General features: G+C 68.0%; 18 protein-coding genes and 1 pseudogene. 14 read left to right on the plus strand and 5 right to left on the minus strand.

Annotation, left to right across the window (positions count from 1 at the left end):
* The first annotated feature begins 204 nt into the window (after nucleotides 1–204).
* The 3 genes from ACFC96_RS36285 (at nucleotide 205) to ACFC96_RS36295 (ending at nucleotide 2,196) form a co-directional block, all read left to right on the plus strand.
* Nucleotides 205–822, plus strand: coding sequence for a hypothetical protein (locus ACFC96_RS36285; RefSeq protein ID WP_376225589.1), 618 nt, complete (start codon nucleotides 205–207; stop codon nucleotides 820–822).
* Nucleotides 823–1,019: 197 nt separating this feature from the next.
* On the plus strand, nucleotides 1,020–1,880 hold the full coding sequence (locus tag ACFC96_RS36290) for a hypothetical protein (protein ID WP_376616492.1): 861 nt from the start codon (nucleotides 1,020–1,022) through the stop codon (nucleotides 1,878–1,880).
* A complete protein-coding gene (locus ACFC96_RS36295) occupies nucleotides 1,771–2,196 on the plus strand; it encodes an SET domain-containing protein-lysine N-methyltransferase (RefSeq protein WP_376616482.1) in 426 nt (141 codons plus the stop codon). The genes ACFC96_RS36290 and ACFC96_RS36295 overlap by 110 nt, the downstream gene beginning before the upstream one ends.
* On the opposite strand, the pseudogene ACFC96_RS36300 reads toward ACFC96_RS36295, so the two are convergent.
* Nucleotides 2,193–2,684: pseudogene (locus ACFC96_RS36300) on the minus strand (DUF6959 family protein); the annotation flags it as partial. The gene ACFC96_RS36295 and the pseudogene ACFC96_RS36300 sit on opposite strands and share 4 nt — an antisense overlap.
* 79 nt (nucleotides 2,685–2,763) lie before the next feature.
* Between ACFC96_RS36300 and pyrE the strand changes: the two are divergent.
* The 4 genes from pyrE (at nucleotide 2,764) to ACFC96_RS36320 (ending at nucleotide 5,864) form a co-directional block, all read left to right on the plus strand.
* Nucleotides 2,764–3,300: an orotate phosphoribosyltransferase gene (gene pyrE, locus ACFC96_RS36305; RefSeq protein WP_376616355.1), complete on the plus strand. Its 537-nt coding sequence runs from the start codon at nucleotides 2,764–2,766 to the stop codon at nucleotides 3,298–3,300.
* A 378-nt stretch (nucleotides 3,301–3,678) separates the two neighbouring features.
* Nucleotides 3,679–3,924 (plus strand): hypothetical protein, encoded by a 246-nt coding sequence (locus ACFC96_RS36310; RefSeq protein WP_376616357.1) that lies wholly within the window; start codon nucleotides 3,679–3,681, stop codon nucleotides 3,922–3,924.
* A 1,162-nt stretch (nucleotides 3,925–5,086) separates the two neighbouring features.
* Nucleotides 5,087–5,467 (plus strand): helix-turn-helix domain-containing protein, encoded by a 381-nt coding sequence (locus ACFC96_RS36315; protein WP_376616358.1) that lies wholly within the window; start codon nucleotides 5,087–5,089, stop codon nucleotides 5,465–5,467.
* A gap of 136 nt (nucleotides 5,468–5,603) precedes the next feature.
* Nucleotides 5,604–5,864 (plus strand): hypothetical protein, encoded by a 261-nt coding sequence (locus ACFC96_RS36320; protein WP_376616360.1) that lies wholly within the window; start codon nucleotides 5,604–5,606, stop codon nucleotides 5,862–5,864.
* Between the two features lie 101 nt (nucleotides 5,865–5,965).
* Here ACFC96_RS36320 and ACFC96_RS36325 read toward each other — a convergent pair whose 3' ends face one another.
* Nucleotides 5,966–6,280, minus strand: coding sequence for a hypothetical protein (locus ACFC96_RS36325; protein ID WP_376227187.1), 315 nt, complete (start codon nucleotides 6,278–6,280; stop codon nucleotides 5,966–5,968).
* Between the two features lie 395 nt (nucleotides 6,281–6,675).
* On the minus strand, nucleotides 6,676–6,999 hold the full coding sequence (locus tag ACFC96_RS36330; protein WP_376227186.1) for a hypothetical protein: 324 nt from the start codon (nucleotides 6,997–6,999) through the stop codon (nucleotides 6,676–6,678).
* Between the two features lie 283 nt (nucleotides 7,000–7,282).
* On the opposite strand from ACFC96_RS36330, the gene ACFC96_RS36335 reads away from it, so the two are divergent.
* The 7 genes from ACFC96_RS36335 to ACFC96_RS36365 all read left to right on the plus strand — a co-directional run bounded on the left by ACFC96_RS36335 (nucleotide 7,283) and on the right by ACFC96_RS36365 (nucleotide 11,390).
* Complete coding sequence (locus ACFC96_RS36335; protein WP_376261685.1) at nucleotides 7,283–7,489, plus strand: hypothetical protein; 207 nt, start codon at nucleotides 7,283–7,285, stop codon at nucleotides 7,487–7,489.
* 30 nt (nucleotides 7,490–7,519) lie between these two features.
* Nucleotides 7,520–7,732, plus strand: a complete 213-nt coding sequence (locus tag ACFC96_RS36340) for a hypothetical protein (protein WP_340459256.1) — start codon at nucleotides 7,520–7,522, stop codon at nucleotides 7,730–7,732.
* Between the two features lie 69 nt (nucleotides 7,733–7,801).
* Nucleotides 7,802–9,664 (plus strand): hypothetical protein, encoded by a 1,863-nt coding sequence (locus ACFC96_RS36345; protein WP_376616362.1) that lies wholly within the window; start codon nucleotides 7,802–7,804, stop codon nucleotides 9,662–9,664.
* Between the two features lie 108 nt (nucleotides 9,665–9,772).
* A complete protein-coding gene (locus tag ACFC96_RS36350; protein WP_376226607.1) occupies nucleotides 9,773–10,450 on the plus strand; it encodes a hypothetical protein in 678 nt (225 codons plus the stop codon).
* Between the two features lie 90 nt (nucleotides 10,451–10,540).
* Entirely contained in the window at nucleotides 10,541–10,843 is a 303-nt protein-coding gene (locus ACFC96_RS36355) for a transposase (RefSeq protein ID WP_340459149.1), read from the plus strand.
* A 20-nt stretch (nucleotides 10,844–10,863) separates the two neighbouring features.
* Nucleotides 10,864–11,133: an IS3 family transposase gene (locus ACFC96_RS36360; protein ID WP_376261679.1), complete on the plus strand. Its 270-nt coding sequence runs from the start codon at nucleotides 10,864–10,866 to the stop codon at nucleotides 11,131–11,133.
* A 14-nt stretch (nucleotides 11,134–11,147) separates the two neighbouring features.
* On the plus strand, nucleotides 11,148–11,390 hold the full coding sequence (locus tag ACFC96_RS36365; protein ID WP_340459146.1) for a hypothetical protein: 243 nt from the start codon (nucleotides 11,148–11,150) through the stop codon (nucleotides 11,388–11,390).
* A gap of 18 nt (nucleotides 11,391–11,408) precedes the next feature.
* Here ACFC96_RS36365 and ACFC96_RS36370 read toward each other — a convergent pair whose 3' ends face one another.
* The gene (locus ACFC96_RS36370) at nucleotides 11,409–11,825 is read right to left on the minus strand and encodes a helix-turn-helix transcriptional regulator (protein WP_340459144.1); all 417 of its coding nucleotides are present in this window, start codon (nucleotides 11,823–11,825) and stop codon (nucleotides 11,409–11,411) included.
* 675 nt (nucleotides 11,826–12,500) lie between these two features.
* Nucleotides 12,501–14,582: a fructose-specific PTS transporter subunit EIIC gene (locus ACFC96_RS36375; RefSeq protein ID WP_376616364.1), complete on the minus strand. Its 2,082-nt coding sequence runs from the start codon at nucleotides 14,580–14,582 to the stop codon at nucleotides 12,501–12,503.
* Between the last annotated feature and the right edge of the window lie 18 nt (nucleotides 14,583–14,600).

Below are 14,600 nucleotides of genomic sequence, written 5' to 3' on the forward strand. Positions count from 1 at the left end.
CAGTAGCCGCCGGCACCGAGGGCACCGACACTCGGCGACGGCACCTGGCCGAGCACGCCGAAATCCGTGTCCGGCCGGCAGTGCGGACAGGCCGGGGCACCGCCCACCATGCACGAGCTCGTCAGCTTCCCCGACCGTCGAAGAGTCCGGCTGCGCGGGCGCGGGTATGCAGGACTGGCACTCGTCGTGTGCGTGGGAGGGGCGATGCTGACCATCCTGATATCTGTGCTCGCAGTCCTCGTGTCCGTGGGGTCTCTTGTTCTGTCCTACGCGTCCAACCGCCGTTCCCACATGCCTGTCTTGCAGTTCATGTGGGAGAGCGCGCAGGGCGATTCCGGTGAGCCGAAGTGGTGGCTCGTCAACGTCGGAACAGGCCCAGCGACGAATGTCGTTGTTGCCCAAACCATGAGAACGGGGCTCACAAGGGGACTCAACGGAGAAGTGTGGTTCAACCCAGTGCTGGTGCCTTCTGTCCCGGCCGGGGGCAAGCTTTCGTTGTCATGGCTCGGTGGAGTCATGGGCTTGGAGTCAGGCCTCGGAGCCAGCTACACAGACGTCGAGCGGTACTTCTACACCACCAAGTGCGGCGACGACGTCTCGATGTTCTTCAGCGGGCTGCATCTTCCTCGTTGGCCGCTGCTGAAGCTCGGCGGGAACAAGGCGGTCAAGACATGGTGGGGCGTGGAAGATCTCGCCGGCCCTCAATGGTCCTCGGTCACGGCTGATCACGTTCGACGGCGCTGGTGGCTGCCTTCACGCTACGGGCTGTCACGTCGCCTCGGCGGTTGGGCGGATCCAGTGCTCTCCTATCGGCCACGATGACCCTTGCAACCTCGAGCCACAGCGCTCACCGGCTCCCCCGAACTCTCGGCCTCGCGCGAGCACCAGACCCCGCCCACCAGCACCAAAGGGATGCGGCCGCCTTGATGCAACCAGGCCCTGTGGACAGGCCTCTAGCCTCAACTCGCCGCTAATCGTGAGGTATTGTGCCAGCCTGAGATTGCTGATGCGCTGAGAAGATGTCCGATCTGCAGGATGCCGCTGCCGCGCACGCGCGTCGACAGCGGGAAGAAACGGATGCCGCGGCGGCCGTGGCGGATGCCAAGAAGGCGGCCGCCGATAGGGCCCTGGAGGTGCGACTGCGCGATCTGGCCGGGCCGGGCCGCGCGTTCTTCGCCTTGGCGAGGAGCCGGGGCGAAGGCGGGGCGCCGTCGAGTTTCCGTTCTACCGATTCGGCAATGCAGGTTATACGAGTGAGCGAGCCCTGCGTCATCGCGGCGCTCTGGGACGGCAACTCCGGCCGCTTCGGCGGCTCCACCCTCAATGGATGTTGGGCTGTCACCGGATCCGGCGTGTTCTACGGAGAGGCGCAGTTACACCAGCGCCGTGACTTCAACGACGAGGTCCCTATGCGCGAGGACCTCTTCGTCGTCGGATCCCTGGCCGGCCACGTGAATGGTGACGCGCTGGAACCGGCGCTCGTTCCTCTGGTGACGCAGGAGGAACTGGTGGATGCCGCCGCCACATTGCTCGAATCGGTTCCGGTGACTTCGCTATTCTCGCGCGGCGACCGGACAGGAATCCAGACGGGCGGGCTGATCGGCTACCTGCGTTGGACACTGGTGGACACCGACCAAAACTCGGCACGATTGGTCCATGGCGCCCACACTTGGTCCGCATTGCTGGCTGCACCGATATGCCGAGGTGCGCCCGTCCCCCATTGCGGGTTCGGGCCTGTTCGCTCGAGCCTCGCTGGCAGCCGGAACCGTCGTGGCTCGATTGGGCGGGCGTGTTGTCTCACACCAGGAGTTGCAGGACCTGTTCGCGGCAGCGGCGCGCGCGTCCGTCCACCCCTACATCGACACCATCGCCGTCGATGACAGCACGCACCTCGTCCTCCCACCTCGCACCGAGCAGTCCATCGGTTACAGCAACCACAGCTGCGATCCGAACCTGTGGTGGGACAGTTCGTACGCTCTTGTAGCCCGCCGTGGCATCCGCAGAGACGAGGAACTCACCAACGACTACGCCACGAGCACCTGGGACCCCTCGTTCTCTCTGGCCTGCGCCTGTGGTGCACCGAAGCAGTGCCGGGCCATCGTCACCGGTGGCGACTGGCGGTCGCCCGAACTCCGGACCCGTTACGGCGATCACTGGGTGCCGGCCCTCCTGAGCCGCATCACCAGCACTCTCTAGGACAAGGCCACAAGAAGCCACGTCAAGCGGACGACGCGCACATTAGACAGTTCACGGCGCCGTATCACCCAACCACGTTCCGCTGACTGAGAGACACCGAATACCGCCGGACCGTAAAGCAGCGCGGGGCCAACTCGCTTTGCCCGTATATGGTTGCGAGGTCTGCTGTCCTGACACATGTTCGGCCACTCGGCCACGGTGTCTTCGTGACCGTCGCCGACACGACCTCTCCACCTGGAGGAACTACAGATCAGAAACGCGGCATAGTCCCGTGGGCGTCGGGAACGTCCGTGTAGCGCCATAGCTTCGCGCCTCAATCGGCATGGAGGAGGCTTGTCACTCGGCGGGCCGTCTCCGAGTCGCCGGCAGCACACGGCTCGATGAAGCTCGGTCAAGTCCGTCCGGAGGACGCTGAGGGGGTCTCGGGGGTCTCCTTGGACCGAAACACCGGGAAAGCGACGGGCCGGTAGGCGCACCACGGCATGGCTTCCGCTGTCAGTTCCCGCTGTGAGTACCTAGAGCAGGAAGCTGACGCTCTGACGGGTAATGCTGGGATACTGCTCGCCTGTGACCCCTTCTGATCTTGCTCTCCGCATCCATGCCGCCTCTCACCTGACCGGTCGGTTCACGCTCCGGTCCGGACGCACCGCCACGGAGTACTTCGACAAGTACAGGTTCGAGGCGGATCCTGTTCTGCTGGACGAGATTGCCCGACGCATGGCACCGCTCGTGCCGTCCGGCACGGAAGTGCTGGCCGGCCTGGAGATGGGCGGCATCCCGGTGGTGACCGCGCTCGGCCGGCACACGGGGCTGCCCTGCGCGTTCGTTCGCAAGCAGGCCAAGGCGTACGGCACTTGCCGTCTCGCCGAGGGCGCCGAGATCGAGGGGCGCCGGGTGCTGGTCGTCGAGGACGTGGTCACCAGTGGCGGGCAGATCGTGCTGTCGACCGCGGATCTGCGGGGCCTGGGCGCTCAAGTCGGCGGTGCTCTGTGCGTGATCGACCGGGAGCAAGGCGGCGCCGCCGCTCTCGCAGCCGAAGACATCGTGCTTCATTCGCTGCTGACGGCCGAGGACCTGCGGGGCGCCGCGACATCCGTCCGGTAGGCCGCTTCTACCGGTCACCCAGGCGCGTGGAGCCCGGGCAGGACCTGGCCGCTCACAAGCGGTGCGGGCGAAGGGGGCCACTCCGCACCCGGCGGCCAAGGCGGCCACCGACGGGAGTGGCCCTCCCTCGTGAGCGTTCGACGGTGCCGACGCGCCGCTCGACGTCGACGCCCAGCTCGACGTAGGCGAGGTGCTCCACGTAGCCGAGGCGCCGTTTGGCCTGGTCGCCATGTTGGACGAGAGCAGGCTGGGCTGCCCTCGACTCGCCCCTAGGGCCTGTCTGAAGTTGTGATCAAGGACTGCGATTCCTCTCTCGGTGATCGTTGGGCGGTGTTCTGTGCGTCGCTCTGGATCCCGCCGACCTGGCAAGATGCCCTCATGGAAATGGGTGTCCCCTGGGGATCCACGCCAACCGTCGATCTCCGCCTGTGGCGCTCCGATGCCATCGTGCTGTTCGACTGGCTGATGAGCACCGACCTGAACGCCGTACCGATCACGCATCCGGCTCAGAAGCAGGCTCTCGCAGACTTGCTGGCGCGCTTGGAGGAGGTGGACGTCATCGAGTCCACCGAGGAAGAGATCGCCGCGGCCCAGGAAGAGGTGGCCAAGGACATGGGCTGGTAGGAGAGCACATGGCGAGCGAACTCGACGGCACGGAAGCAAAGTTGGCCGTCATGGGGCATTTTATGATCAGGACTTCAGACAGGCTCTGGCAGTCGGTGGACAGAAGCCGAAGGGCGGGAGAGGCCAGGACACTCTCGATGCCTGATGCCGCGGGAAGGCGATGAGCTGGCGGGCCGGAGGCCACCAGGCAGGTACTGGTCATCAGGAGTGCCGCTGCAATGATCACGCCCAGGCATGGTGAGTGAACGGCGGCTGCGACCGCGATGAGCGGTCCGCAGATCTTGGTCACTTCGGTGAGAACCGCGTCCAAGGCGTAGGCGCTGTGCACCAAGTCCTTGGACACTGCCTGCGCCCACAGGGGGCGGATGCCGGCCATGACAGGCGGGGCGGCGGCGCAGGCGAGAGCACCGAAGCCGATCATGCGCGTGGTTCCCGCTGCGGTGGCCAGGCCTGCGGTGGCAAGGGCTGTGATCACCGTCAGGGCAAGGAGAGGCAGGCGTTGGCCGTAGCGGTCGACGAGGCGTCCGCGGAGGGACCTGTCACGGCGCCGCCCATACTCCAGGCGCCTGCTACGGCCCCGGTGTCCAGGAGGGACCCGGAGGAGCCCTGTCCGATCAGCACGGTGGCCAGCGGGAAGACAGCGAAGCCGAGTTTGCCGGTGGCGGTGGCAGCGGCAGCGGCAGCGGCAGCGGCAGCGATCAGCCTGCCTTCTCGGGCAACCGATGCCGCATCTCAGTCTGTCTGGGTAGGCGGACCGAAGGCCGACACCCACAAGATCTACTGCGAGTCCGGCGCGAGCGCGCCCACATCAAGGACCTCTCAGCGATGCGGCAAGGAGCTGGCACAGCCTCAGTCTTGGCGCAGCTGCTGGAACTCTGGCTGGTCCCTTCGAAGTTCGACGGGCTGAGGGCGGAGCGAAAGCGCCTGGCGGAGCGGGGATGGATGGGGAAGGGCTGCCGCGGGGGTGCCGGACGTGCCGCGGCCGTCAGCGAAGCGAGGGCGTCAGGCGTGACGGAGCAGGCCGCGAAGCGTTGAACCGAGTGGTTGTGGTGCCGCCGGACAGAGCGTCCAATGACATTGGACACCGGTCTCTGTAGCACCTGATGGCAAGCCGTTCAAGAGTGTTTGCTCAACCGCCTTGCTAGCAGGAAGAATCGATCTCGTGGCCAACACACTGCAGGAATTGGTGAAGAGCCGGCTGGACCAGCAGGGCTGGTCCTACGGTGACGTGGCCCGGCGCGGCGGTATCCCGCGATCCACCGTGCACCACCTGGCGACCGTGACGCACGTGGCCCGTATGCCGCAGCAAGCCACCCTCGAAGGACTGGCCCGGGGACTGGAACTGCCCCTGGACGCGGTACGTCGAGCCGCTGCCGAAGCCTGCGGCATCCACCTCTACTTCGAGGATCCCGCCGACACCGCGTCGGACCCGGAGATCGCGACCCTCATCGCCAGCGTCCAGCGCCTGTCCGACGCCGACCGCCGCCACGTCACCGCACTCGTCGAGTCCCTCCTGCGCAGCACCTCCGGCAGCCCCCGCTAGGGGTTTTGCCGCACGGACGTGCATTGCGTGGCGAAGTGTCAGATCGCCGTAAAAATCGCTCCATTGGGGCTATCCTCTCGTCGCACGGGCCGCGTTGAACCGCCCGAAGCCTCCAGGGAGAGAGAGGGGCGGCTACGTGCTTGTCGTCCGTGGCGTGTCCGCGACCGCCGTCGTACGGGGCAGGACGGGGGAACCGGTGGTCCTGCTCTCCGGCGAACTCCCCGAAGCCCTCACCTCCGCAGCCCGCGACGAACTGCTGAACCTGGCCGCCGCGGTGCTCGACGCGGAGGAACTGCGGCTGTTCCGGAGCTGCCTGTCCGCACTGCACTGCGGCGAGAAACTCGAAGAACGCCGCATCGAAGTGAGCGGAGCCGTCCTCACCGTTTACCGGAGTTGATTCCGGACACGGCCGCGGGGCTCCCGGGAGTTACTCCCGGGAGCCCCGCATTGGGTGCGCCCGACGTCGGGTCTCGCCCGATCAGACCGGATCAGACCGGATCAGAAGTCGCGGTCGCAGTTCCTGTAGTCGTTGTAGTCGTTGTAGGCGCGGTAGTTGACGTGGCGGTAGCCCCTCCAGTCGTTGCGGTAGCCACAGTTGTCGTCCCACCGGCTCCAGTAGTGCCCGCGGTGGTGGCGGTTGTGCCGGTAGTCCCCGCACCAGCCGTTGTTGTGAAGGGCCGGCTTGTGCAGGAGCCGGTAGGTGTGGGCCGGGGCGGCCGTCGCGGTAGAGGCCATGGCCGTGCCCGTCAGGGGGATGGCGACCGCTGCGATGGTCAGGGCAGCCGTCGCGGTGGCGCGTGCCAGTTTTCTCACCGTGTTTCTCCTTGTTTCGACGAATTGCCGGATGGCGTGCCAGACATTACTCGGCAACGCCCCTCACGCATTCCTTCAACCGGCTTCTGGTGACTTACCGGAGCACAATCGATGCAGAGTTCCGTGGCGCCCGAAACCCGCCCTGAGCTTTGCTTACCGGGTGTTTCCGGTCTCGCTTCCGCGGCCGCCGGAAGCACTCTTCAGGGTGAAGCAACTCCCGTGTGTCGTGGCCGCGTTGCGCGTCACCCTGAGATATCAAAAACTCTTCTGGGTCGCCCCGGATAATGCGTTGAAGAATTCTCTGCCGTTTTCATGAGCGGAGAGTTCTGCCCTGCGCAAACGGAAATCTGCCGCATCGCGTTCGCCCCGTGTTGTGCGCAGTCGGTTCAGCGCGGTCAGCTTCGGTAGACGGCCAGGACGGCTCCGCTCACCTCGATACGGCGTTCTTCGAGTTTCTCGCCGCAGTGCAGTGCGGACAGGCAGCTCCGGAACAGCCGCAGTTCCTCCGCGTCGAGCACCGCGGCGGCCAGGTTCAGCAGTTCGTCGCGGGCTGCGGGGGTGAGGGCTTCGGGGAGTTCGCCGGAGAGCAGGACCACCGGTTCCCCCGTCCTGCCCCGTACGACGGCGGTCGCGGACACTCCTTGGACGACAAGCACGTACACCCCTCTCGCGGAGGTTTCGGGCGGTTCACCCGTCTTGAGGGTCGAGAGGATAGCCATGGTGCAGCCGCGCAACATGGCCCGATTGGGGCCTAGTTGAGCCAATCGGGTGAGGGCGCGACGCGCGTCGGACGTAGTTCGTGTCCGGTCATTTGCCCTCTCGCCTGCTGTTTCCCTCGATGGGCGATGTGTCCGATGGGGGGCGATGTGCGTGAAGTGGTTGTCCGAGGTTCTTGAACGGTCTACTGTCCAATCTCGTCAGACAGATCGTCCGGCATGGATGGACGTCCGAGACCTACGTGACCCTCCATGCCCATTCAGTAAAGGAACCACCATGCTCGGCATGCGTGAGCTGGACGCGGAATCCGCAGAGCTGCTGCCCGGCCGTGAGGCCCTGGGCCGGCTGAAGTTCAACTTCGTCAAGACGACGAACGTGACGCGGCACGTCGCCTACGTCCAGGCCCAGAACAACTCGTACGCGCTGAACGCCTGCTCCCCCGAGGCCATCGCCCAGTCCGCGGCCAACCAGACCATCAACGTCCACCAGTAACCAGCCCTTTATCCCGAAAGAGGTTTCACCATGAACAACGAACAGCTCAACGAAGAGTCCGCGGAACTGCTGCCCGGCCGTGAGGCCCTGGGCCGGCTGAAGTTCAACTTCGTCAAGACGACGAACGTGACGCGGCACGTCGCCTACGTCGACGCCCACAACAACTCGCTGGCGGCGAACGTCAACTCCCCCGAGGCCATCGCCGCCTCCGAGGCCAACCAGACCATCAACATCAGCCAGTAGCAGCACCCGTCACGTGCGGACCGTGTTCTATGGCGACGCGGTCCGCACCGGGGGGAGGGAGGCAGGACGATGGCCAAGGGTCAGGGGGCCCATGACCCCGCTCCCATGGGGACGGCGGTACGGGACGCAGACAAAACGTTTCCCGGGGACGTGTACGAGGAACCGCGCTTCCCCGTCCCGCGACTCGGAGCAGGGCTTCAACGCCTGGGCGAGTACCAGGGATCCGGCTTCACAGAACGCAAGTATCTGGTCCGCCGGGAGGACGGACAGGTGGTCCAGCTCTCCCCGCTGCTCTATCTCGTGGTCGAAGCCATCGACGGCGTACGCGACACCGAGGGCATCTCCCACCGGGTCAGCGGCCGCTTCGGACGCGAGCTCAGCGCGGACAACATCCACTACCTCGTGGAGCACAAGCTCCAGCCGCTCGGCCTCACCGTCCCGTTCGGGCAGGCGGACGAGCAGATCGTCGCCGGCCCCCGGTCCGACCTCCTCCTGGTCCTCAAGGGCCACCGGGTGATCTTTCGCGAGCGGCAGGTCGCCCGTATCGCCAGGGCACTGTCCTGGCTGCACCGGCCCGCGGTGGTGGCCCTGGTGCTGGCAGCGGTCACCGTGCTGGACGTCTGGCTGTTCGGCTTCCACGGAGCAATGCAGCCGGTGCTCCAGGTGCTGGAACAACCCGTCCTGATGCTGGCCGTCTTCGCGCTGATCGTAGCCTCGCTCGTGTTCCACGAGTTCGGTCACGCCTCGGCCTGCCGGTACGGGGGCGCGCGCCCCGGAAGCATCGGGTTCGGCCTCTTCCTGATCTGGCCCTCCATGTACACCGACGTCACCGACGTCTACCGCATCAACCGGGCCGGCCGAATCCGCACCGACCTCGGCGGGGTCTATTTCAACGTCGTCTTCCTGCTTGGGCTGGCCGGCGCCTACCTCCTCACCGGCCAGCCCTTCTTCCTCGGCGCGGTCTACCTGGTGCACTTCGAGATCCTCGAACAGCTGATGCCGGCGGTCCGCCTCGACGGCTACTACATCCTCGGTGACCTCGCGGGGATCCCCGACCTCTACGGCAAGATCAAACCCATCCTCCTGAGCATGCTGCCGGGCCGGCCGGTCCCCCCGGAGGTGGCGGGCCTCAAGCGCTCCGCACGGGTCATCGTGACCAGCTGGGTGCTGACCATGGTGCCGCTGATCCTCGCCGAGCTCGGTTACGTCCTGTGGAACCTCCCCCGCCTGCTCGAAACCGGGCTGCGTTCCCTGGTCGAGCAGGCGACCGGAACCTGGTTCGCCTTCGCCGACGGACAGATCGCGGCCGGACTCGTCGGCGTCGTCGGAGGGTTCATGATCCTGTGCCCTCTGGCCGGCGCGGGGTATCTCGCCGTGCGCCTGACCGGGCGGCTCGTGCGGGCAACCCTTCGCGCCACCGAGGGAAACCTCCGGCTTCGCCTGGTCATCTGCGCCGGCGTGCTGACCGCGGCCGCCGCGCTCGGCGCGGCATGGATGGGCGGGGTGACACCCAAGCCGCTGCCGCCGCGGCCGCCCATCATCCCCATTCTCCAGCCCGGCGTGCCCACGCTCCGCGCGGCGGCGACGCCGTCGGCATCGGACGAGTCGCCCCAGGACACCCAGCCGGAATCCCCCGACCCCACCGGCCCGTCGCCGGAGGCGAGCCTGCTCTCGCCGACGCCCGATGCCAGTCCGTCCGACGAGGCCGGCACGGCGAGCGGTTCCCCTTCGGCCGACGACGAGACCAAGACGGCTGCCCCGACACCCAAGAAGACGACGTCGAGCCCGCCCCCGACCCACAGGCAGAGTCCGGCGCCGCCCGGGCCCAGCCCCTCGGCGGGTACATCGAGCCCCTCAGCGTCGGCCGGGCCCTCGTCGAGCCCCTCTCTGCCGCTGCCCACCGAGAGCTTCCCCGACCCCTCCAACTGGTGATCCCCCGGGGGGCCCAGAACCCCCCGATGAACAGCCGCGAACCCCGGTGAACCCCCGTGAACCTCCCCGGCCCCGTGCCGCTCATACACCCGCAAAAGGAGAACTTCAGTGAGCCACCGTAAACCACGCACCGGCACAGTCGGCCGGACGGCCATGCGCCTGGGCATGCTGACCACCGTCTGTCTGACCGGCCTCGCCACCGTGACCCCCGCGGGCGCGACGACCGGATCCCGCACCACCGGTGGCGTCGGCATCGCCGTGGACGAGGCACGGTCCCTGGCCAACCCCAGACACCGCGTCGACCACGACGAGGAGTTCTCGGTCCATCAACTCGGCACGGTCCTGGGCGCCGGCGTCCGCAACCGGGCGATCGCCCGCTCCGTCGGCTGCTCGATCGACGCTCCCTGCCGGTCGATCGCGCTGTCCTTCCAGGTCGTCACCACGAACGGGGTCGCGGGCCTCAACGCCTCGAACACCAGCAAGGCCATCAACGACCACTGCGCAGGCTGTGAGACCTTCGCCGGCGCGTACCAGTTCATCGTCTCGACCCCGTACCGGTTCACGCTGAGCTCGTCGACCAGGAACAAACTCGCCGCGTACGAAGGGCGGCTGGCCGCGCTGGAACGCAGCCGCGAGCCGATCGACGTCGTCAAGAGCCGCTCCGACGCCCTGGCCGCCGAGGTCGTGAGCCTTCTCCAGCAGGCGGTGGCGGCCGCGCCGCGCGGCGAGACCGTCAACCCGCTGGTCGCGCGGCCCACCGTCTCGCTCCGGCGTCACATCGACTAGCCTCCGCGCTCCGTACCCCGGAGCCCAACGCCTCCCCGGGTCCGGCTGCTCCTCCGGACCCGGGGGCCGACCTCCCCACGGATGACACCCATGCAACCCACGCGATACCCGCCCGAACTGCGCCGCAAGGCCCTGGACCTGCTGGCCGACGGCGAGCCCGTGAAGAAGGTCGCCGTCGCTCTCGGCCTCAGCGACCAGACGGTCTACCAGTGGCGGCGCCGGTACCTGCCGCACCTCAGCAGAGGAGGGCCCAAGCCCTCCACGGGCATGGACCTCAGGGCCGCGCGCCGGCGTATCGCCGAACTGGAGTCCGAGCTCGCCGCCCTCCGGCGCGCGACCGAGCTGCTGTGCGATGTGGTGTCCCCAAAAGGCGATTCGAGGCAGTTCACGTGATGGCCGGTGAAGGGCTGCCCGTGCGCACCGCCACCCGGGCTCTCGGGGTGACCGAGTCCGGCTACTTCACCTGGCGCGCCCGCCGTCCCTCCGCCCGGTCGATCCGTCACACCTGGCTCACCGAACTCATCACCAGCATCCACGCAGCCTCCGGCGCCACCCACGGATACCGGCGCATCCACCGCGAACTCACCCAGACATACGGGATCGCCGTCAGCCACGGGACGGTGGAACTCCTCATACGCCGGGCCGGTATCCAAGGGCGCGCCGGCGACGGCACCCCTTCCTGAAAGGAAACCGGAACATGACCCTGGAACACCCCACGCCCCCGCTGCCCATCTCCTCGCTGCTGCGCCCCCAGATGCGCATGGAAGGGGACCTGCCGGCCACTCAGGCACACCAGGTGATGCTGCACTGCGCCCTGGACGCGGCCTGTGTCACGGTACGGATGACCGACCTCCCCGCCGTCACCCGGATCGCCGAGCTCGACTACCAGACGGTGGCCACGGTGATCAGATGGCTGCGGATCCTAGGAGCCGGACGGTGAACGGCCCGACGCCGCCCATCAGTCGTCGGAGCCGGATCCGGAGCCGGAGTCTGTCGGGGCGTCGCGGTCAGGAGCGCTGCGCAGGAGGGACTCGACGAGTGCGGTGACGTGGCGGCGGTCGGCGTCGGACAGGCGCTGGACACTGGCGATGAGGGTCGCGATCTCCGGGTCCGACGCGGTGTCGGCGGGATCCTCGAAGTAGAGGTGGATGCCGCAGGCTTCGGCAGCGGCTCGGCGCACCGCGTCCAGGGGCAGTTCCAGCCCCCGGGCCAGCCCTTCGAGGGTGGCTTGCTGCGGCATACGGGCCACGTGCGTCACGGTCGCCAGGTGGTGCACGGTGGATCGCGGGATACCGCCGCGCCGGGCCACGTCACCGTAGGACCAGCCCTGCTGCTCCAGCCGGCTCTTCACCAATTCCTGCAGTGCGTTGGCCACGACATCGATTCTTCCTGCTAGCGACAAGCTGACGCGTTCGCGCGAGATCGAGTCTATGTCGGTGCGTGTGGGAACGATCACGCCTGAGCAGCCTCAGTTCCGCTCGCAGTCACTCGACCCGCTCCCGCGCCGAACCTTCCCTCGCCTCCGACGGCCCGGCGCCGACACGACCGGCCACTTCCGAACGAACAAGAACGTCGACAGCCGCCTGCCCGGCCGTACGGACAACAACTCCCACCAGCGAAGACGCGGCGATCAAGTGCGGAACGGCAACGGCACTGAGGCAGGACGTGAGTCCGGGCAGCGGCTGAGCGTCAACCTACGTGGGGATTGCTCCTCAGCAACGGCGGACTGAACCGCCCTGTCAGGCCCGCCAACGCCTCCCACTCGTCCGGTGTCAGCGGCACGACCACTGGACGGGCGGCCCGCCCTGAACCCGCAGCGAGCGAAGGGCTGTTCGGCGACCCAGCCCACATGGCGCACCCGTGGGACGAGATCGACCACTCGCACCCCGTCGGCGACCGCGAGCAACGCCACGCTCATGCGCGGAAACATCCACACATGCTCAGGCATGGCCACGGTCAGCACCACGGTCCGGGACATCGGCCCCGGACCGTGACACATCGCGCATGAGCGGACAGTTGCGAACTGTCAGGTGGCTACCGGTATCTGGTGTCAGGCGGCCACCGGTATCTTCGGCTCCTGCCCCTTCTGCGCCGTCGCGTCGCCTGCCCTGTCCGCTCCGCCTTCCGGCGCGGACTTCCGCATCCCCTTCAGGATCACCACCAGGGCCGTCGACACACAGACACCGGCGGCGATCGCGATGAGGTAGAGGAACGGGTTGCCGATCAGCGGGACCACGAAGATGCCGCCGTGCGGGGCGCGCAGGGTGCAGCCGAAGGCCATCGACAGGGCGCCGGTGACCGCGCCGCCGGCCATCGAGGCGGGGATGACGCGCAGCGGGTCCGCCGCGGCGAACGGGATCGCGCCCTCCGTGATGAACGAGGCGCCGAGCACCCAGGCCGCCTTGCCGTTCTCGCGCTCGGTCCGGGTGAAGAGCCGGCCGCGCACGGTCGTCGCCAGGGCCATGGCCAGCGGCGGGACCATGCCGGCGGCCATCACCGCGGCCATGACCTTGAGCGAGCCCTCGGTGGGGTTCGCGAGGCCGCCGACCGCGAAGGCGTACGCGACCTTGTTCAGCGGGCCGCCCAGGTCGAAGCACATCATCAGGCCGAGGATGACGCCGAGGATGATCGCGTTGGCGCCGGACAGGGAGTTCAGCCAGTCCGTCAGGGCGCGCTGGAGGGAGGCGATGGGCTTGCCGATGACGAGGAACATCAGGAAGCCGACCACCGCGGAGGAGATCAGCGGAATGACGACCACCGGCATGATCCCGCGCAGCACGGCGGGCACGTTCACCTTCTGGATCGCCATCACGACGCCGCCCGCGATGAGACCGGCGGCGAGGCCGCCGAGGAAGCCGGCGTTGATGGTGAGCGCGATCGAGCCGCCGACGAACCCGGGCACGAGCCCCGGCCGGTCGGCCATCCCGTACGCGATGAAGCCCGCGAGGACCGGGACGAGGAACGCGAAGGCGACGGAGCCGACCTGGAAGAGCAGCGCGGCCCAGCTGTCGGTCTGGGTCCACACGAAGTGCTCGGCGACGGACGGGGCCTTGTTGATCGTGTAGCCGCCGATCGCGAAGCCGAGGGCGATGAGGAGACCGCCGGCCGCGACGAACGGGACCATGTAACTGACGCCGCTCATCAGCCACTTGCGCAGTTTGGTGCCGTAGCTGTCGCCGGTGTCACCGGCCCGGTCCACGGGGGTGGCGGACGCCGCGCCCGAGGTCGTCTCGCCGCGGGCGGCCTTCTTGCGGACCTCGCCGATGAGTTCGGCGGGCCGGTTGATGCCGGCCTTCACGCCGACGTCGACGGTGGGCTTCCCGGCGAAGCGGTCCTTCTCCCGTACGGGCACGTCGTGCGCGAAGATCACGCCGTCCGCTCCCGCGATGACCTCCGGGGCGAGGCGGGTGAAGCCGGCCGAGCCCTGTGTCTCGACCATCACTTCCACGTCACCCGCGTCTCGGCCCGCCTTCTCCAGGGACTCGGCCGCCATGTAGGTGTGGGCGATGCCGGTGGGGCAGGAGGTGACAGCGACGATCTTGAACTTCGCGGCGGGGGCAGCGGGAGCGGTCTCGGGAGTGGGCGTGGGCTCCGGCTCGGGCATGGATTCCGAGTCAGTAGGGGATTCGGGCGTGGACTCCCCCTCCGCAGTCGGCTCGGGCGCGGACTCCGGCTCGGGAGCGGGTTCGGGTTCGTCCCCGCGGATCAGCGCCGCCGTGGCCCCCGCGTCGGTCGCCGAGCGCAGCGCCGCCTTGAAGTCCTCGTCCATCAACTGCCTTGCCAGCGACGACAGGATGGTGAGGTGGGCGTCGTCCGCGCCGGCGGGTGCGGCGATGAGAAAGATCAGGTCGGCCGGGCCGTCCGGCGCCCCGAAGTCGATCCCGTCGGCGCTGCGGCCGAAGGCGAGGGTCGGCTCGGTGACGTGCTCGCTGCGGCAGTGCGGGATGCCGATGCCGCCGTCGAGGCCGGTGGGCATCTGCGCCTCGCGGGCCGCGACGTCGGCCAGGAAGCCGTCCAGGTCGGTCACCCGGCCCTGGGCGACCATCCGTTCGGCGAGGGCGCGGGCCGCCGCCTCCTTGGTGTCGGTGGACAGGTCGAGATCGACCAGGTCCGCGGTGATCATCTCGCTCATCGCGGGCTCCTTCGCACT

Source organism: Streptomyces sp. NPDC055955 (assembly GCF_042270245.1).
Taxonomy (GTDB): Bacteria; Actinomycetota; Actinomycetes; order Streptomycetales; family Streptomycetaceae; genus Streptomyces.